Annotated in this window: 19 protein-coding genes; 5 read left to right on the plus strand and 14 right to left on the minus strand. The window is 46.6% G+C overall.

Annotated elements, in window-relative coordinates; translation table 11 throughout:
- Window positions 1-24 precede the first annotated feature (24 nt).
- A complete protein-coding gene (locus KFE96_RS15590; RefSeq protein ID WP_255833467.1) occupies window positions 25-936 on the plus strand; it encodes an MBL fold metallo-hydrolase in 912 nt (303 codons plus the stop codon).
- Window positions 937-956: 20 nt separating this feature from the next.
- Here KFE96_RS15590 and KFE96_RS15595 read toward each other — a convergent pair whose 3' ends face one another.
- The 6 genes from KFE96_RS15595 to KFE96_RS15620 all read right to left on the minus strand — a co-directional run bounded on the left by KFE96_RS15595 (window position 957) and on the right by KFE96_RS15620 (window position 5304).
- The gene (locus KFE96_RS15595; RefSeq protein WP_255833468.1) at window positions 957-1445 is read right to left on the minus strand and encodes a hypothetical protein; all 489 of its coding nucleotides are present in this window, start codon (window positions 1443-1445) and stop codon (window positions 957-959) included.
- A 28-nt stretch (window positions 1446-1473) separates the two neighbouring features.
- Window positions 1474-1929, minus strand: a complete 456-nt coding sequence (locus KFE96_RS15600; RefSeq protein WP_255833469.1) for an NADAR family protein — start codon at window positions 1927-1929, stop codon at window positions 1474-1476.
- 209 nt (window positions 1930-2138) lie between these two features.
- Window positions 2139-2348, minus strand: coding sequence for a hypothetical protein (locus tag KFE96_RS15605; protein WP_255833470.1), 210 nt, complete (start codon window positions 2346-2348; stop codon window positions 2139-2141).
- Window positions 2349-2946: 598 nt separating this feature from the next.
- On the minus strand, window positions 2947-4488 hold the full coding sequence (locus tag KFE96_RS15610) for a methyl-accepting chemotaxis protein (protein WP_255833471.1): 1542 nt from the start codon (window positions 4486-4488) through the stop codon (window positions 2947-2949).
- A gap of 9 nt (window positions 4489-4497) precedes the next feature.
- Window positions 4498-4845, minus strand: coding sequence for a hypothetical protein (locus tag KFE96_RS15615; RefSeq protein ID WP_255833472.1), 348 nt, complete (start codon window positions 4843-4845; stop codon window positions 4498-4500).
- Between the two features lie 156 nt (window positions 4846-5001).
- Window positions 5002-5304, minus strand: a complete 303-nt coding sequence (locus tag KFE96_RS15620; protein WP_370650522.1) for an STAS domain-containing protein — start codon at window positions 5302-5304, stop codon at window positions 5002-5004.
- 464 nt (window positions 5305-5768) lie between these two features.
- Between KFE96_RS15620 and KFE96_RS15625 the strand changes: the two genes are divergently transcribed.
- Both KFE96_RS15625 and KFE96_RS15630 read left to right on the plus strand, forming a co-directional pair.
- Window positions 5769-6530, plus strand: a complete 762-nt coding sequence (locus tag KFE96_RS15625; protein WP_255833473.1) for a hypothetical protein — start codon at window positions 5769-5771, stop codon at window positions 6528-6530.
- Window positions 6527-7084: a PadR family transcriptional regulator gene (locus tag KFE96_RS15630; protein ID WP_255833474.1), complete on the plus strand. Its 558-nt coding sequence runs from the start codon at window positions 6527-6529 to the stop codon at window positions 7082-7084. Before KFE96_RS15625 ends, KFE96_RS15630 begins: the two co-directional genes overlap by 4 nt.
- Here KFE96_RS15630 and KFE96_RS15635 read toward each other — a convergent pair whose 3' ends face one another.
- Window positions 7085-8281 carry an MFS transporter gene (locus KFE96_RS15635; protein WP_255833475.1) on the minus strand — a complete coding sequence of 399 codons (1197 nt, stop codon included), beginning with the start codon at window positions 8279-8281 and terminating at the stop codon, window positions 7085-7087.
- Window positions 8282-8410: 129 nt separating this feature from the next.
- On the opposite strand from KFE96_RS15635, the gene KFE96_RS15640 reads away from it, so the two are divergent.
- Window positions 8411-8959, plus strand: a complete 549-nt coding sequence (locus tag KFE96_RS15640) for an antibiotic biosynthesis monooxygenase (RefSeq protein WP_255833477.1) — start codon at window positions 8411-8413, stop codon at window positions 8957-8959.
- Window positions 8960-9224: 265 nt separating this feature from the next.
- Here KFE96_RS15640 and KFE96_RS15645 read toward each other — a convergent pair whose 3' ends face one another.
- From KFE96_RS15645 to KFE96_RS15660, 4 genes are all read right to left on the minus strand, one after another.
- On the minus strand, window positions 9225-11633 hold the full coding sequence (locus KFE96_RS15645) for an aldehyde dehydrogenase family protein (protein WP_255833479.1): 2409 nt from the start codon (window positions 11631-11633) through the stop codon (window positions 9225-9227).
- Window positions 11634-11645: 12 nt separating this feature from the next.
- A complete protein-coding gene (gene deoC / locus KFE96_RS15650) occupies window positions 11646-12605 on the minus strand; it encodes a deoxyribose-phosphate aldolase (RefSeq protein ID WP_255833481.1) in 960 nt (319 codons plus the stop codon).
- Between the two features lie 82 nt (window positions 12606-12687).
- Window positions 12688-14304, minus strand: coding sequence for a hypothetical protein (locus tag KFE96_RS15655; protein ID WP_247016783.1), 1617 nt, complete (start codon window positions 14302-14304; stop codon window positions 12688-12690).
- Window positions 14305-14346: 42 nt separating this feature from the next.
- Entirely contained in the window at window positions 14347-15906 is a 1560-nt protein-coding gene (locus tag KFE96_RS15660; RefSeq protein ID WP_255833483.1) for a hypothetical protein, read from the minus strand.
- 104 nt (window positions 15907-16010) lie between these two features.
- Between KFE96_RS15660 and KFE96_RS15665 the strand changes: the two genes are divergently transcribed.
- Window positions 16011-16598 carry a thymidine kinase gene (locus KFE96_RS15665; RefSeq protein WP_255833484.1) on the plus strand — a complete coding sequence of 196 codons (588 nt, stop codon included), beginning with the start codon at window positions 16011-16013 and terminating at the stop codon, window positions 16596-16598.
- A 14-nt stretch (window positions 16599-16612) separates the two neighbouring features.
- Here the strand turns inward: KFE96_RS15665 and KFE96_RS15670 are convergent, their stop codons facing one another.
- The 3 genes from KFE96_RS15670 to KFE96_RS15680 form a co-directional block, all read right to left on the minus strand.
- Window positions 16613-17326 (minus strand): PepSY domain-containing protein, encoded by a 714-nt coding sequence (locus KFE96_RS15670; protein ID WP_255833485.1) that lies wholly within the window; start codon window positions 17324-17326, stop codon window positions 16613-16615.
- A gap of 79 nt (window positions 17327-17405) precedes the next feature.
- A complete protein-coding gene (locus KFE96_RS15675; protein WP_255833486.1) occupies window positions 17406-18833 on the minus strand; it encodes an aldehyde dehydrogenase family protein in 1428 nt (475 codons plus the stop codon).
- A gap of 65 nt (window positions 18834-18898) precedes the next feature.
- The gene (locus KFE96_RS15680; protein ID WP_247016794.1) at window positions 18899-19714 is read right to left on the minus strand and encodes an SDR family oxidoreductase; all 816 of its coding nucleotides are present in this window, start codon (window positions 19712-19714) and stop codon (window positions 18899-18901) included.
- Window position 19715 lies beyond the last annotated feature (1 nt).

A 19715-nucleotide genomic window follows, 5' to 3' on the forward strand; every position in this document is an offset into this window, starting at 1 on the left:
CGTAGATTGGTTTGGGAGGGCTTGATGAAATCAATCGTAATTGGTTCAGTGTTTTTGTTAGGTACAGCGCTACCTTCATCAGCACATGCGGATATGACAGTTGTTCTACTAGGCACTGGGACCCCGAACCCTGTTCCCGAACGCGCCGGTGCTGCAACCGCTGTGATTGTTGACGGAAAACCCTGGATCATTGATGCGGGGCCTGGTGTTGTAAGGCGCATCTCCGCTGCGGAAAGAAACGGTATAAAAGCGCTGGCGCAGCCGAATTTATCCCGAGCCCTGCTCACTCACCTGCACTCTGATCACACACTCGGTTTGCCTGATCTTATCTATTCACCATGGACATTAGAGCGTACAGAACCGCTTAAAATTTATGGCCCCAAGGGCACAGCCCAAATGGTAGATTTTATCCAAAAGGCATACAGTGAGGATGTTAACATTCGCATTGAGGGAGCTGAGCCAGCAAACACGACCGGGTGGCAAGTAGATGCTTCAGATGCCACACCCGGTATTATATATAAAGACAATGCTCTTACGGTAGAGGCCATCCCTGTTTGCCACGGTGATTGGAAGGAAGCGTACGGCTTCAAATTTACTCATGAAGGAAAATCAGTCGTTATTTCTGGCGACACTACTTATTGCCCTGCTCTTGAAGAAGCAGCAAAAGATGCAGATCTGTTGATTCATGAAGTATATGATGCTGAGGCGCTCGCCAAACGCACCGAGGACTGGCAAGTATACCACAAAGCTGCTCATACCTCTGGCCCAGACTTGGGAAAACTCGCTAGCAACGCCAACGTTAAGCATTTAGTGCTTCATCACCAGCTGGTTTGGAGTGGCAGCAAAGATGCTGTAATAAATCAGATCCGGCAGACCTATATTGGCGACCTGACATGGGGGGAGGATTTAATGGTGTTTGAACTTGGGAAAGAATAAGCGGCCAAAGCCGCTTATTATCAAGCTGCCTGATAAAATCGCCTTTCAGGGCTATAGGACAAGCAGTCATTTTTACCAAACTCAAACAGCATGAACAGATCGTCAGTCGGTTCAAAACCGTAGAAGTCTGGATCAATATTTAGGTGAAAACCACCCGTGAAGTGCAGTTCAAAACAGTCATCATGCTCATCATACTCAAACGCGGTTAGATACTCACCTTCAAGCTGGCTGAGAACTGCGCCCGCCAAAGCGTTATCACTTTCCCGGCGCCATAGGATACGTGATCCATTTTTGTGCAAGTCCCAATCACACATATATATCCAGAAGTGCCAATCGAATTGGGCTTGTTCAGTAATCGCGTCCTTACCTCGAACGTTTCCAAGATCAAGAGTAATAAAACCACCAACGCCTCTGCGAGCTTGTGCTACCTTTTGCGGCAGTACAGCTTTAAAGGCCTCATAACGGTCCAGCGCTCGAGCTGGAGTAGGTAAGTAATGGATCGCACTCATGGCTATATCCTACACTAAATCTCTTCGACTATCCACCGAGCGAGGGTAACGGTTCCCTAAGCTCATCACGGATTTTCATCAATATTTCACCAAGCCTATTACGGCCCAAACCATCAGCGCCTGCGCCCCAATAACGGCTCATAGGGGAGGCTTCGATCAGTTCCTCATCTTCGGTTTCTTTCAGTTTTTCAGCCAACTGCTTGTGCTTTGAAAACTTTGCACGATTTGCGATTTCCATGATCTCATCGCGCACATCTTCCCAATCATGCCTTAAGGCGTCAGGGCGTGTACGTGCCAGAGATTTTGCTTCGAACGCATAGTCAGCTGTTCTGATTTCCTCACGCGTTGTTTCACATTTGAATCGCTGTGCCTGAACATAATGTTCAACGCTGCGCCAATGTGTACCATCCAGTTCAACAGCATGCTCTGAAGTTGTTCTAAAACCTTCGTAACTGTCTAAACGCGTATTGAAAAAGATTGCCATTTTTTCCTCCTGTTCCTTCGGCAAATGAGAAACTCTGCTTTGCAATGATCGTGAACATAATTTTGTATTCACATTTTATATCGCCCGTAGGCATGGTAAAACTTTGTTCAGTATGTGCCCCTTTTAGGGCGGTTAAAGTGGTGAGCAGATTGAGCATGATTCCGACGTCAATATCATTCTGCTCACCACACTGGAGCCAGTAGCTCCGCCTATCCTCTTGTGTACTCGGATTGCTGTTTTTCAGAGAGCGCTGCAAGCCCGACCATCAGGCCACCAGTTCCCATGGCCGCCCGGTAGCGGGCTGAGATATCAGCGACCATACCGCCAAAATCTGCAGCCCGCTTGGGGGAGCGCACACCATTCTCGCCAAAAAATGGGTGCCTAGGGGAAAACTGATTTTCAAAAACTTGCGCGTTCATTTTTCTTCTCGCTTCTTTTGCAGGGTTCCTATTCCTGCGGTCATTAAATCTGGTTGCGTTAGAGGTTAATTTCTGGGCTCAGGTAACAAAAAACCCTCTGGGACTTATCTGGTCCGAGAGGGTTTCAATTCATTTCAGCTATTTTAACTTTTCACCAAGTTTTAGCTGCTCCCTCCTCGGACACACGTAATGACTAGTGCTGAGCGCATAAAGGCCTGCGCGCACTTTGTCAGTTGTGGTTTATATGTCCAAGTATGGGTCATTAATTCAAATCCGTTTACGGCATCTTTAGCCCGCACCATGCGAGTTCCTTTGCCGAATGATTGCTGTATAGGCTGAAGCTGATCCAGCTGTCAACACCCTTCATGAAACTTTCATAAAGTTTTTTAGTTACAAAGAAAACTTTTATTTCAAGCATAATATTGAACGGGTGCACATGCAGGCATGCGCGCGCTCACGCGGGTATTATATATACTCGCATAACACTGCATTATTCGACGGCCAGGTAAACTTCGAGTTTGGTGAAGGTCAATCGAATCAAAAAAAGAAGGAGATACCACAAGGCATCTCCTTCTTTCGAATACTCTGAGAACAAATGTTACGCACGAATGGTGGCGATAAACTCATCCGCTTTTTGCGATAATTGCTCAGTTTTTTCAGAAAGAGTATGAACAGCATTCACCGTGGTTTCAGCTACCACAGCAATGCGTCCACCAACCTCACTAAGGCGCTTCACGCTATGATTGGCCTCACTTGTTTCACCTGCTGCCGCTTGAGCTGCACGAGCGATTTCTTCCGTCGCGGCTGATTGTTCTTCGACAGCGGCTGCGATACCTGCAGAGTTTTCGCTTATCTCACCAACAACGGATACGATTTTTTGATTTACTGACACCGCTTCCTCAGTGGCATCACGAATACCTGCAAGCAAATTTCCAATTTCCTCTGTGGCATTAGCTGATTGATTTGCAAGTGATTTCACTTCACTTGCCACAACAGCAAAACCTTTACCCGCATCACCAGCACGCGCTGCCTCAATCGTAGCATTCAGAGCCAGCAAGTTGGTTTGCTCGGCGATATCGCCGATCATCTTCAATGCTTCGTTGATACGGTTTGCTCGTTCAGAGAGTGTAGAGATGGTTTTCTCACTCTGGTTAGCGTAGGTAAGCGCCTGATCAGCCACTGTTGAACTACCGCTAACCTGACGGGCAATTTCATTCACAGACGCTGACATTTCTTCAGAACTAGATGCTACAGAGTTCACATTACCAGAAACATTTTCTGTGGCACGCGATGCTGCACTCATCGACTCGCTTGTTTCAGATGATATTTGATTAAGGTTTTCAGCCTCACTTTCAAGCTGGGTCATAACCACTGACAATTCTTGCAGCATACCAGAAAGGCTTTGATCAAATTCTTCCGCTAGTTGTATTCGCGCTTCCGCAGCCTGCCTTTCCATTTGCTCACGTTGATGAGCATTTTCTTCCGCCATCTTTTCAACTTCTGCCTGCGCTTCTTTCGCAACAGCCATGTTCGCCTCTGCAGCTTCAGTTGCTTCCTCAGCTGCTACAGCCTTTTCTTTCGCAACTTCTGCTTCCTCAGAAGCTCTTTTTTCAGCTTGTTCTGCCCCCTCGAAAGCTGCAACGATCTGAACTGCAAGCCATGTTAAAACAGCAGTTTCAAAGACCACAATAACAGCATGGAGAACGACCCGCCCGAAGTCACCACCTTCTGGGAAAACCCAGCTCGGGATAACCGTGTTAAAGAGCAAATGATGTACCGCAATGACAGCGGCCGAAACGAGGATAGCCCTTGCATCACAAAGCGCAGCCAACATCGCCAGTACTGCAAAAAAGTACATGTGGATATCAATTTGCCAAGGATGTCCCCTGAAGACAAACACGAGAATAGCTGCCATCAATACAAGAGAAACAGCAACAAGTGACCGCTGCATTTCCTCCGCTATTCCCATGCGCATTGCTACCGTAGGAACGGCTGCAACAACCACGGTTAAGATAGTTGTGGTAACAAGGCTTTCCTGCCCAATCATCAGTACTGCAATCAACACCACAGGGATATGCACCCACAAAGCCATAGAGAGGTATCTGGTAACAGATAGCTGAATATTTTCGAGATGGTTCATGAATTTCCCCTATTTTTCGGAAAGCGTTGCCGCAAATGCCATATCAGCTTTGGAACGTGGTTGCTCCTTCGCTCCGCACCCATAAATGGGAGCAGCATTTAACACCAGAAACGCGCCATTCTGGTATAGCTGGCTAACCAATTTGTTGCCTGTATTTTCGATAATATATCTATGATCAGAGACCTTGGAGATAAGGCGGGCATCTGTGCCATCTAAAATCCCATAAATATTTGTGCCTGTGGATTTTGACGGCGTAATAATCATCAATTTATCAGATGACCCTGGCACCATTAGAATGGCGATCAAAGTAAGAAAAACGAATCCTACATACAGAGAAATATCTAGTATAGATTTCAAAATGCACCCACCTAATAGCGAAAGAAAATCACCAAGTCTCGGTCTAGATACGATTAAAATCTAAAATGGTTTCGAAATGTTAAAGATATATAATTTACGAACTCTTTTTACTGACAGAAGGGCTGTGTAAGATATAAAAACACAACTTCATAACGGTTACGCAATGATCCAATCTTCAAACTTTGCCAAGCGTATCATGTTACCAGACACACTTTCATCCGCCAGCTTAATACCTACTGTTTTCTGCTTCCCCTCTGCCCAGTCCCGCATATTCAACATCATGCCAAGACCTGCAGAATCTATAGACTCCAGAGCCGTAAGGTCTAAAACATACCTCGCGACATCAATCTTGAGTACTGCTTCCACTAACTTGCGCCACTCCCTGCAATCTTCAAAGGAAAGTGAACCGGAAACGATCATATTCACGACGTCTCCATCCCGCTTGGTTTCAAAACGCATCTTTTTGCCCCATTATCCCCATAAAGAGAGTAATGCGTACAAATGATGACAGGTATCATTATTGAGTGAGTTCAGGGCTTTACTTAAATCTTATATATAGAATTTATCTAAAACCTGAAATATTCACTATTCGAGCGGGTTTTTATTTTATTTATTACCATTTTTGTCACATTTATACTGTGCATTACTATGTTTCTCGCTGCGGAGACTAAGCGATGATTTCATCATATTTCAAGAAGAAAACCTTGGTTTCTTTAAGTTGTGATTAGCCACATCGCATATATATTAAACACTTTCATATTTCAACTTTATGCAATGAAGGTATCAACCATTTGTTTTCATTGGCAAAACCATGGAACTCTCCCGATTAAACCACCTAACAGCTTTAATGAAATTCATCGTCATTGAATTTCTATATTTTTACTATATAAATATTTATATAGATATTTAATAGGAGCCATATAATGATGCCTCTAATGATTGAAAGCTTAAGGTGGATACATATCCTTGCTGGTGGTGTCGGGCTTATCGCATTCTGGATACCGGTCTTTCTAAAGAAAGGTTCTATCAACCATAAAAAGATAGGTAAGGTATTTGTGAATGCAGGATATGTGGTGGTGATTGCAGGATCACTGGTTCTGCTTCTTAAACTCATCGCACTTTACGGAAATGGTAACAGTTTTCGGGAAAACAAAAACTCAATCGCCCTTGTTATGTTCCTTGGCTATCTATGCCTAACCACCGCAGCTATCCTCAGGCACGGCATGCTGGTGCTATCGCATAAAAAAGAACAAACGATACACGGTACTCTTCTCAATTACATATTCAGTTATGGTTGCCTGATAGCAAGCGCAGTATTGGTACTTTTCGGGTTAGTTGCCCAACCTGATAGCTCTATTCTACTTTACGCTATGTCACCGGTTGGCATTGTAACCTATCTGCAGATCAACGCTTATATCTCAGGCAAAAAAAGGTCTAAAAAACAGTGGTGGTATGAACATCTTTCAGCCATGCTTATTGCAGGCATTGCTTTCCATACAGCCTTTCTGGTTTTCGGATCTGCTCGATTTATTGATTTGGGTTTATCTGGCATGCTTGCTATTGTGCCTTGGCTTGCCCCAACCTTCATCGGCGTTCCAGCGATCGCCATTTGGGAACGGCACTACCGAAAGAAATTTAACGACCCTCTTCCCTCAAGGAAGTCTAAAACTGAAGCAACTGTATGAGCCTGCCACATATTTTACTTGGACTAACCGCAACGCCAACCAGTGGCTACGAACTAAAACAAAAATTCGACACTACCCTTAGGCACTTCTGGTTTGCGGAGCTTTCACAGCTCTACCCTGCCCTAAAAAAACTCGTAAATGAAGGCTTGGCGGAAGTAGAAACAATGCCTTCTGAGAAAGGGCCGGACAAAAAACTTTATCTCCGAACCGCAGCAGGCCGGGAAGAGCTTTTAAAGTGGTTGTCAACAGGCCCTGGTACAGCACCGCTACGTCATCCGTACCTTGCTCAGGTCTTTTTCCTGAATGAACATCAAAGCCCTGAACAAGCTATCAAGTTCATGGAAGATTTGCTTACCCGCATTAAAGGAACCTGCCAAACACTTCAGTCTATTGAAGATGGATGGAAAGACGAGGATGATGGTTATCCCGATCAGCTAAGTGATGATGACTTCTTCACCCAACTCACCCTCGATGCGGGACTAAGAGTAAACAAAGCATACATTGAATGGTGCGAAACATCGCTGGAGAGACTTAGAGCCAGAGCCGCGAGATAGTTATACAGCTATCTTGCGCCCTATTCTTCTAATCCGCTGTACCTGTATAACGCCTATGATGGCAGCTATTGCCCCCAAGCCATATGTGATACTAAGGCTATATGTCGCTACATAGCCCCCAAGTACACTGATTACAGCCTGAGACATACAGAAGCTGGATGTCAGGCTACCCATTACGGCGCCCTGTTCTAAATCTTGCGTCTCCCGGCTCATAAAAGCGGGAATAGCCGCATTCAAGATGCTTACAGCCACACCAATTACCGTGGCGATTACAATTGCCATCACATAGTTCTCTGACAACAAGATCACCATCATAAAGATCGCCAATACAGTGCCAGCAATGATGAGGTTATGACCAAGGGTCATCATTTTCTCGATCTTTGGCACTCCCACGAACGCAAATAAAATCATCGTTCCAGTGAAGAAGGCATTAATAAACGCAATTTCTTCAGGCCCAGCCCCCCAACGGGTATTAAGAAGCAGTGGATAGAACTGGTAAAAAGTATTGATACACATAGTAAGCATGAACTGTGCAAACAGCAGCTGTCTGAACATTGCATGAGAGGCCAGCATTTTGATCACACCCGGGCGTTTAGCTGTTTTATTTACACCAAACTGCAATACCTGCTCATTAGTTTCAGGCAACCACAGAACAGCCATAACAAAGGCAATACCGCTGGCAATACCAGCCACAAGAAATGGCATATCGTTTGAGTATGTAGCAAGCAATCCGCCGAGCACCGGACCAAATAAATAACCGCCATAGCCACCGATACTCAGGAAGGCGAAAGATGAGGCTTTAGCACCATCTTTTTCTCGGTCGATAAGCATGGCACGAGCTATACTGCTGTTGGCTTCAAAGTATCCTGTTACCATGCGGCTTATCACTAACTGCCAGAAATCTTCCTGAATAATAGCAAAGCCAGACCAAACAGTTCCAAGTGTAGTTAAGAAGAGCGACCCAAGTAAAACCGGACGCCGACCATACTTATCCGAGAGCGAACCGAGTGTACCGCCACCAAAGAAAAGCCCCAATGGGTATACGGCAAGAGCAATTCCGAGTGCAACTTCAGGAGAAAGCCCACTTTCAATATGACCATCCAAAAACAAGGGGGTAAAAACAGGATACGGTAGTGCAATTCCCAAGAATGCAAGGAAATACACAAAAAACACTACTATTCTACTACGCCTATCCATGGCTTTTCCCCACTACCAAACTATCTTTCCCACAATGTGTTCTTTGATTGTTATTTTTTCAAGTTTTTTCTTTATTTAAAAAAATCTATCACTCTGTATACTAAAATAAATCAGTCGATGGAGGGTTAGATGACCACAGAACCTGCGACACTTATGGTAAGTAATCTCGTTCAACCGGATAAAATTCCGGCCTTTGAGCAATGGCTTAAAGAGTTACACCAATTGATGCGCGGTCAACCTGATTTTATATCCGTCGATATCATCAGGCACCTACAGCAGGAAAAGCCCGAATATATATCACTGATAAAATTCCGTACAGTTGAAGCCCTGGAAGCTTGGAATACCTCACCAGCGCTTGAGCAGCAATTGGAAGTACTTAAACCACTTGTTATTCGCAAATCACTTAGAAAAGAAGCAATTGGGCTTGAACAGTGGTTTGATAGTGCCAATACTGTTGGCAACCGTGTTCCTCCGTACTGGAAACGCCTAACACTCAGTGTATCCGCGGTTTTCCCGCTACTCTACCTTATTCAAACATTGCTACCGCCGGAAATCACCAGCCTACCAAAGCCAATTTCTATGCTTATTGGGGTTATAATCCTCTCGAGTATTTTAACATGGCCAGTGATGCCCTATCTGAGCAAACTACTGAAACCTTGGCTTTATAGAGGTTTATAGGGATAATAGAGCTACCGTGTGCACCTCTTACGGGTAGAGTGCGATTGAAGAGGCACACACGGCTGTCTAACCAAGAGATCAGAAGCGGGAATGTTCCTTGGTTAGACACCTACCATATAAGCGAGATTTCAGGATTTCAAAGTAAAAACCTTACTGATCGGTACACGTTCACGCACATGTGAAACAGATCTGTCTACCTAAGGCAATTTTCCAAAAAAAAGGGCTGAGAAAACTCAGCCCTTCCATAAATTATTTCAGATAAATCTTAGTAAGATTTACCGCCTTCGTTGGCATCACCGTAAGGCACCCAGATATTCTTCACTTCAGTACCGCGTTCCATCAATGCTTTAGGGTTCATATGATCGGAGTTTGTCCAGTCATACGCTTTACCGTAATTAAGCCATGTGCGTTTCATGTTATCGGCAGCTAGCGCTTCAACATCTGCACAGCCTTCACGGCTACCAAAGTACCAAATACCGTCGATACCAAAGTGCTTGGCAAGCGGCGCAGCCATCGCATCACGCGGGCCTGTTACAATGTTCACTACGCCAGCTGGAACATCTGATGTTTCCAGAATTTGGTAGAAATCAGTTGCAAGAAGCGGATAGCGCTCAGACGGAATAATCACACTTGTATTGCCTGTCGCCATTGCAAACGCCATCAGCGTTACAAACGCAAGAAGCGGGCTTTCATCTGGGCATACAATACCAAGTGTTCCTACTGCTTCGTTCATTGCCAGTGCAACACCGCGCATTGGAGGCTCATGTACACGGCCTTCGTGCTTATCAGCATAAGCAGCAGCAGTGAACAGACGCTGGATTGATAGCTCAACCTCTTTCTCAGCAGCTTTCTGCGTAACACCTGTTAGAGACACAAGGCGCTCTTCAAACTCAGTGGCGCGAGAGCTTAGGTTCTCAGCGATATAGAAAAGGATCTGCGCACGCAGGTGACTTGTCTTACCAGCCCAACCAGAAGCTTTAGTCGCAGCTTCAACAGCATTACGGATATCTTTGTAGTTACCCGCACTCACAAGGCCAGCGTAAGCACCTTTGGACGTCGCAACGGCAACACTGTCACCGCCATCAGGACGCGCCTGCTTACCTCCGATATACATTTTCGCTGTTTGGTCGATACCGCTCAGCCCAGAACCAGCTTTTGGCTTAGCAACAGTTTCTGGCTTCGCAATCGGCTTCCACTCTTTGAGAGTTTTCTCAAAGCGGTGCTTCATATATGCAAGCATACCTTCGCGACCACCTTCACGGCCAAAGCCACTTTCACGGTAACCACCAAAGCCAACAGCTGCGTCCATCATGTTCGTGCCATTAATCCATACGATACCTGATTTCAGCGCTGGAGCCACTTCGAGAGCACGGCTAATGCTTTCAGACCAAACTGTCGCTGCAAGCCCGTATCGTGAGTTGTTAGCAAGGCCAACAGCTTCTGATTGCGTACGGAAAGTCACGGCCGTTAGAACCGGACCAAATACTTCTTCGCGGTAAAGCGTGTTATCTGTACCAACGCCTGTCACGAGTGTTGGTGGGAAGAACACACCTTCAGTTGGCATAACACACGGTGCCTGATAAACTTCCGCACCTTCTTCTTCACCTTTTTTGATGAGTGCTTCGATACGGTCTTTCTGAACGCTATCTACAACCGCACCCATATCGATACATTTATCAAGGCTGTTACCAACACGAAGGTTGCCCATACGTGTTTTCAGCTTCGCGAAGAAACGATCTGCGATACCTTCTTGCACAAGAAGACGAGAACCAGCGCAGCACACTTGCCCCTGATTGAACCAGATGGCATCAACAACACCTTCAACAGCGCCGTCGATATCTGCATCTTCAAACACGATGAATGGAGATTTACCGCCAAGCTCAAGTGTTAGTTTCTTGCCTGTACCAGCAATTGCGCGGCGAATAATCTTACCAACATCTGTTGAGCCGGTGAATGCCACTTTGTCAACGTCAGCGTCCACAATCATAGCACCAACATCGCCTTCACCGGTTACGATGTTTACAACACCTTTTGGAAGGCCAGCTTCTTCACAAAGTTCAGCAAACTTAAGTGCTGTAAGAGATGTAAACTCAGCAGGCTTCAGAACAACTGTGTTACCAGCTGCAAGCGCTGGAGCTACCTTCCAGGCAAGCATCAGGAACGGGAAGTTCCACGGAATAACCTGCCCTGCAACACCAACAGCTTCATACTCTGGAAACTCTTCGTCCATAAGCTGAGCCCAGCCAGCATGGTGATAGAAATGACGCGCAACCAGCGGCACATCAATGTCACGGCTTTCACGGATTGGCTTACCGTTATCAAGGCTTTCAAGTACCGCTAAAACACGGGAGTGTTTCTGAACAAGGCGTGCAAGCGCATACATATAGCGCGCACGGCCGTGGCCACCAAGTGCTGCCCACTTGCCTTGTGCTGTACGAGCTGCAAGAACCGCTGCATCAACATCTTCCTGGCGAGCTGCAGTAATATCAGCAAGCTTTTCACCAGTGGATGGTGCGTATGTTGCGAATGTTTTAGCGCCCTCAGGCTTTACCCATTCGCCACCAATAAACATGCCAAAGGATTTATCATTTTCCGCAAGCCAGCTATCCGCGGCAGAACGGCTTTCAAGTGCTGGAGCGTAATCCATGCTTTCAAACTTTTCTTTAACGTTCATGATGACTTTCCCTTAACCCATTGGGTGACGATAAGAAGCAGAGTAACCACCTGTTGCATGATACTCTAATTGACGTTCAAGATCACCAAGAAGGCTTGATGCACCAAAGCGGAACAGTTCTGGCTCCAGCCAGTCACGGCCAAGTTCTTCTTTAATCAGTGTAAGGTATGTCACAGCATCTTTCGCTGTTTTTATACCGCCCGCTGGCTTGTAACCAACTTTCTGGCCTGTACGCTCATAGAAATCACGGATCTGGCGGATCATCACTAGGGATACCGGAAGCGTTGCATTCACACCTTCCATACCAGTGGATGTTTTGATGAAATCAGAACCAGCCATCATCGCAACCATAGAAGCTTTACCAACCTGTGTAAGGTTGCCGTGCTCGCCTGTCGCCAGAATAGTTTTCATCAGCGCCGGGCCACATGCTTCTTTAAACGCTTTCACTTCATCATAAAGCGCCTGCCAGTTCCCTGTAAGAACGTGTGCACGTGTTACCACGATATCAATCTCGCCAGCACCTGCTTCAACAGAACGGCGAATTTCCTCTAGCCTTGTTTCCATCGGCGCAAGACCAGCTGGAAAGCCTGTAGATACAGCAGCCACCGGAACACCGGAACCTTTAAGGCCTGCAACGGCTTCTGGCACCATTTCATGGTACACACACACAGCGCCAGTTGTGATACGCATATCACCAACACCAAGTGCTTCCATAATATCATGGCGCACTGGGCTTGCTGCCTTTTGTGCCAAACGTTTCACACGGCCTAGTGTGTCATCACCGGCTAGTGTGGTCAAATCAATACAGCTGATTGCTTTCAGCATATATGCAATTTGAGAATCTTTCTTCACAGACCGGCGGGTACCGATTGTGCTCGTGCGGCGCTCAACAGCGCTTTTGTTCACACGGATACCTTCCAGCCACTCAGCGTGGAAGGCTGTTCCTCTATTTACAAGGCTCTCAGATGACATGTTACGTCCCATGTTTGGTGGCCAAATTTATACATCCGCGCAAAACGGATTGCGCGTAAAAAGCCAAATCTTGACCCGTTGGTCAAGAAATGTTTGCTTTATCGTCGTTACTTTTCACTCGGCTAAACAGTAAAAGCATAATACCAGCAATAAGATACCCTGTCGCTAACCTATGCGGCAAAACCTCAAAACCACCCATTTCCGGGATAGCCCAAGGCAAATACATGCCCGCAGATGGTAAAACCGAGTGGATGATTCCAAATTCAGTAAACAGAGCTGCAGCAAATGCAGCACCTGCAGCACGTACCAGTTTACGGTCAACGACCCAAACCAGCAGTGCCCCCCAAATCAAGCTCGTGAGAATATACCCACGTGCCATCACGCCAAGCAGCACAAAGCCAGGATACCAATCGGTCATCAAAGCTTGTTGGGCTGCTTCCCCAATACGTCCGTATAGATCATTAACCTTCGTGTGCGCATAGTTCAGGATTGCCGGAACAATCGCAAACAGCAGCCCTGGTGCATGAGCTACTGAACCGCCAGCAAAAGCAAGGCGCAAAATATCGCTGGCAACAACCACGAGAATTGGCTTCAAAACCGCAGATGGGATCATCTGTGAAGCCAGTGCAATCAAGCCAACAAAACCGATAACAGTAAGAGCAATGGAGGCACCCAGCGCATAATTGGTGCGTGCGCCCATACGCTTGTATGTAGTGTGCCCGAAATATGGTGTTGTTTGCACGATACCACCAAACAATGCGGAAATTGCTGTCGCGGCACTATCCATACGGATAACTTTGGCCGGATCATAATCATCGCCGACCACCTTCGCGCCTGTTACTACATTCACAGAACTCGCTGCGATCAAAAGAGCAAACGGGAAGATGATGCCGATATAATTGGTAACATCACCAAACACACCGCCAAAGCCTGCGAATGTAATTGAAGGTAGCGTTACAGCAAGATCAGGTGCTTGCTTGATAACGTAATCGTCCCCAGCACCTACAACCGCCAGAACATAATAAAGGAAGGTACCAGCAACAATCGCTAGAATAGCCCCGGGCATACCAAACGGCATACGATGTCCCGCGATAAGTGAGAAAATCATGATGGAAAAGGCAACAATGCCAACTTCCGGCAACTCGAAGATACCGTAGATAGCTTCTGCACCCAGCCACACTGTTGCAATACCAGCCATCGCACCAATAAGCGCCATTTGCGGCATCTGTGTTTGCATTGCGCGACTGAAGAACGAAAGGACAAACTTGATAACAGCCATCCAGATTGTGCTGGCCATACCAACGACCCAGGCTTTATCGGCTGCCGCATCCACACCCAGCGCTTCTACACTTCCAGCATATGTTGGCCCTACAATGAAGAAACACATACCAAATACGGTCGGCAGATCCATACCAAGCGGAATACTGGTCAGCTTTTCATTGCCAGTTTCTTTAGTGGTTTTCTTTGCAAGCCAGATAAACGCCAAATTACCAAGCAAAATGCCTGTGATCGTGCCCGGGATAATTTTACCAAACATATGTTCAGCAGGAAAACCAAAGACCCCCATCAACACGCCCGCGAGCACAAAAATATTCACAGATACATCTAGAAAGAATGCAACACCGGCATTCATATCACATGCAAACTGCGAGGTAGATGCTGCACTTCCCCCGAGCACATTCGTATTTTCTTCAGCCATACTAAATCCTATGTCTCACCCATTCGGGGGATATTATAATTTTTATTGAAAGCTCGTTTTTCTGCGTTTTGGAATGCGAAGAGTTTTTTCATACTCTCTAAACCGCATCTCCAGCTCCCACTGCAGTTTTGCCTTCTTATTTTTTTCTATGAATGCTGCACATACATCATTGAGGGCACTTCCTGAAAGCACATTTTCACGACACGCCTCATTTTCCCACAGGCTTTCACCGGGCAGGAAGCTGTATGTTAGTGAATTTCTGGATGCATGGCGCAGTTCAAAATACGGCACATCATAATCCCTGAAATAGCGCATATACTCGTGCGTCAGATCGATACGGGATACGCCTTCATCATCGGTACTTAGCGCATAAGGTACTTCAAGGTCGCGGTACAGCACAATCGGATGGTCATTTCCTTTTACACCAAGGATTACATCATTACTGGTGAGGTTAATCTCAACCATAATGCCCTCATCCTTCATGCGCTTAAGCAGTTCATCGCTGCCATCCTCAAACGCAATATCAATACCGTGGCCAATTCGCTTGGCATGGCCAATTTCGATTGCCTCGCGAATATGGAATTTAAGCTGATGTGGACGTACAAGCCCGAGCGTGAGCTCCCCAGCATGCAGCGTTACATTCTGCGCGCCTTTAGTACGGTATTGGTGATCAATCATTTTCATATGGTAGCTATAGTCGCGAAGAGCCAGATAGCCATCTTCCGGTGCAACAAGATTGATACCCACAACCTGAGGAACAGCCTTCATGACTTCCCAACCCAGGATAATCTGCGCGAACACCATGCTTGGCTCAAATTCGCGGATTACCTGGTGAATAAACTGGACCTCAACATCACAGCCAACGCTCTCAGAGTTTTCACCGCAACCAAGTAGCCTGTCTTTCTTAGCGTACGCCGCATCAAGCTGAGTTTGAACCGATTGAACCAGTTCAGGGATTTTTGCCCCAAACGGACTGTCCATCAAGGTTTTATAATCCTGTTCAACATCACCAGAAAGCTCAAGCCCGGCAACGAGTGGAAACAATTCAGGGAATACGATTGTTTCCATAAGCTCCAGATAAAGAATGTTCTGACTGCCTGCACGCTCTGCCACTTCGGCGATTTGGTCACCAAGCCTGTGCGGTGCTGCGGCTATATTAGCGAAAGTTTGGAAGAAATCATTATGGCCAGACCAATTATGTGTCGGCACATAGCTGCGCGTGCTCATAGCATTAATAAGTTCACGGCGGCTTTTTTCATTACCACGAGCTGCTTCAGCGGTAATCCAGCCACTGGCCTCACATGTTTCCTTTTCTTTAAACTTTAGGGATGGACCATAAAATTCATCACTCATATCGGCACAAAGCCCATCTTCCGCTGCCCAATCAATCCACGATTCGGCATAAACCGCGCCGCGAAGATGGCTATGAAGATCAGCGCCTTTTGGAAAAGCTTCCATAAACTGGCGTAACCTACCGTGGCTGTCAGACCATGCGAGAGCCTCCCCTGCCATCCGTGCTTTAAGGTTATTATCCTGCGCTTCAGCGGTGCTAAACGGCGCTAACATCAAGGCTGCCAGTGTAAGCGATTTTAGATTACGCATGTTTTCTTCCTCCAAAGCTTGCCCCAACAGCGACAAGCGCCTAATCTCTGCCCACACCACAATAACAGGCTGATAATCAGCGACAAGTATAAGGCTTGGGGTATATGGCTAAACTTTACTTTTATTATTCCGCGATGAACGCGGGTAAAACCACAACCCTTCTTCAATCAAGTTTCAACTATCAAGAACGCGGGATGAACACAATGTTGTTCACTGCTGCAATTGATGACCGCTATGAGAAGGCAGTAATTTCATCCAGAATTGGCTTGAAAGCTGATGCACACATATTTGACGCTGATCTTGACCTATTTGTCAAGATTGCTGACGAACTGAAGAACAGGCCTGTTCACTGTATTCTGATTGATGAGGCACAGTTCCTTACCAGAGAACATGTAGAGCAATTGGGCGCTGTGGCAGATTCCTTAAAAATTCCCGTGCTTTGTTATGGCCTAAGAACAGACTTTCAAGCCAATTTGTTCGAGGGCAGTAAATGGCTTCTCGCACTTGCTGATGAACTTAATGAGTTAAAAACCATCTGCACTTGCGGCGCTAAAGCTACTATGAACCTTCGGATTGATGCCAAAGGCAACGCGGTGAAAGAAGGCGACTCTATCGAAATTGGCGGAAATGACCGTTACATCGCTTTGTGCCGCAAGCACTTTAATGAAAAGCTGAAAGCAAGCGGGGTTTAATACCCCGTTTTCACCTAATTTACTTTCTTGCGTTTCAGGCCGAAATCGCGCCTGTGAAAACGGTAATAGATCATAAACAAGCCTGTCACACTGAAAAGCGCAGCGGTTAACGCAAAAACCATCAAAAATGGGTTATTAAAATCGTCCCGCTCATCATAATCCATAATATGCAGCATCCAGAAGAAATCATAGAAACGCCAATAAGCGTTCCTATGTGACATTACACGACCACTTTTTGGATTAACATAGATACGGGTACCATCCGCATCATCCATCGTGACTTGCCAAACCGGAAGTCCTCTGCGGTAATCTCCCGGCTCTTCTGTTAGCAAAGCGGCCATTATATCACCTGTTTCAGCGGTAAAATCTGCCTTGGCAATTTCCACCGCCATCTTCTCATCCACAGAGACCGGAGAGAAATCATTCAACCATAAAACCTCGGTAGATTTCCCTTTAAATTTCACATCCACAACGGGTTTATCGGCAACGGTACGGGTTCTAAGCGATGCGAGTTCCAAACCCGGATACCTACCAAGCAATTCAACAGCTTTCTCTGTACTGAGATACTGGGAAGAATGGGACCAGCGATTATGTTCACCGCGAACAGTTTCTATGGGAATCCAGCTCATCACCACACCGCCAACTGTCCAGAACAACATCTGTATCACAATAAGCAGGCCAACCCATTTGTGGATTTTACTGATTAAAACATGTTTGCTGCTGGCCATAATATACCCTTTGCACCGTCCCCATAAGAAAACCCGCTTCTAATCTAGAAACGGGTTTCGCTCAATCTGTTAAATTCGATCAGGCATTATAACCAAGCACTGATTTCACCTCCAGGAAATCATGGAATGCATGATCCCCCCATTCACGGCCATTGCCCGATTGCTTATACCCTCCAAACGGCGCTGAGATATCCCCAGGCGCACCATTGATATAAACCATACCTGTACGCAATTTACTGGCAATACGGCGGGCACGGTCAGCATCGGCAGACTGCACAGCACCAGACAGGCCGTACGGACTATCGTTCGCAATACGAATGGCTTCTTCTTCACTATCATAGCCAATGATAGACAGGACTGGGCCAAACACTTCTTCACGAGCGATCGTCATATCCGGTGTTACGTCCGCGAACACTGTTGGCTTTACAAAATACCCTTCAGACAAGCCTTCAGGGCGGCCGCTGCCACCCGTTACAACACGCGCGCCTTCTTTAGCAGCCACATCCATCAGTTCACCAACCTTGCGGAACTGGTCACCGTGAGCGATTGGGCCCATATAGGTGCCCTCATCGTTCGGATCACCAACTGTCACTGTTTCAGCTGCTTTCTTTGCGATTTCTGCTGCTTCATCCATTCGCTCAGCAGGCACAAGCATACGGCTCAAGAGCGTACAGGTTTGGCCCGTGTTACGCATTGCAGCCAAGGTTTCACGAGTAATGGCAGCTTCAAAATCAGCATCGTCGAGCAGAATGTTAGCTGATTTACCGCCCAGTTCCTGCGTTACGCGCTTGATAGTTTTTGCCGCATTTGCCTGCACGGCCGCGCCCATACGGGTTGAACCAGTAACCGAAACCATATCGATATCTGGATGGCCGGAGATGGCTTCACCCACAGTTGGCCCTTCACCATACACCACATTATAAACACCTGCTGGTACACCAGCCGCATGCATAATTTCATTGAACAGTTCGCAGCTATATGGCGCTACTTCACTAGGCTTCAATACCATCGTACAACCGGTCGCGATCGCAGGTGCCACTTTACAGGTAATCTGATTAATCGGCCAGTTCCAAGGTGTGATCATTCCCACCACACCGATTGGTTCCTTCAGAATACGTGTTGGGCCTCGGTCTTCATAGAAAGAAAAGTTTTTCAGCACTTCAACAGCCGTCATCAAATGCCCAAGGCCGGACGGTGCCTGCGCTGTGTTCGCAAGCTTTACAGGCGCACCCATTTCCTCAGTAATAACAGCTGCCATTTCTGGTAGGCGCTTTTTATATTCAGCAATAATATTACCAAGCAGTTCAAGCCGTTCTTCGCGGGTAGAGAAAGCAAATGTTTCAAAAGCTTTTTGGGCAGCAGCCACCGCCATATCTACCTCAACGGAGGTACCCAAAATCATCTCGCCTGATTTTTTTTCGGTCGCCGGGTTAATGATATCGCGCATATTCGCGCCATCAACTGATACCCATTCACCACCGATATAGTGCTTATGCAGCTGCCGCATTGCTCTCTCCTTGAAACAAAACCTTTTCCCTTAAGTGGGGCAAACACGCCCCCGAGGCAAGGGCTTTAAAAAGCTGTGCTCTTTTTATCCATTTCCTTTTTGAAACGGTTAATCCACAAGTTCGGGAACCAGCGCTGGAAACGGTCAATAAAGCGCGCATCTTTACCCACCAGAATACGGTAATCACCTCGGTCCATACCTTTCAGGATAATCTCCGCGGCTTGATCAGGTGTGGTAATCGCCAGTGTTTTAAAATTCTTTTGAAGAGCATCCGCGTCCACTTCACCATCCACATTGTGGCGGTGCCTGCCGCCGGAGACGATCCCCGTATCAACACCACCCGGGTGCACAGAATGCACCTGCACATTTGTATCCTTCAGCTCATACATGAGGGACTCGTTAAAACCCTTCACCGCATGCTTTGCCGCGCAATATGCAGACTGGCTTGGAATACCGACATGCCCAAAGATACTGGATACATTCACAATATGCCCGCTATTACGCTCCAACATTTTTGGAAGGAATGCCTTGGTTCCGTGCACAACGCCCCAGAACACAATATCCATCAGCCATTCAAAATCGTCATAGCTCATTTTCTCAACTGTATCTGACAGCGAAACACCTGCATTATTGAAAGTAGCATCAATGGGGCCGAGGGTTTTCTCTGCTTCATCAGCGGCCGCAAAAACAGCATCTTTATCGGCCACATCAAGCTTGCGGGCTTGCACGTTCACCTGTTTCTGTTTCAGCTCTTCCTCAACCTTCTTGAGGTTATCTTCATTAATATCAGTAATGAAAACACCGTAACCCCGATCCGCTAGAGCATGTGCGAGTGCACGCCCAATACCTGAACCTGCGCCTGTAATGAAAGCGTTTTTCATA

Origin of the sequence: Kordiimonas sp. SCSIO 12603 (assembly GCF_024398035.1) — a bacterium.
Lineage (GTDB): Bacteria > Pseudomonadota > Alphaproteobacteria > Sphingomonadales > Kordiimonadaceae > Kordiimonas.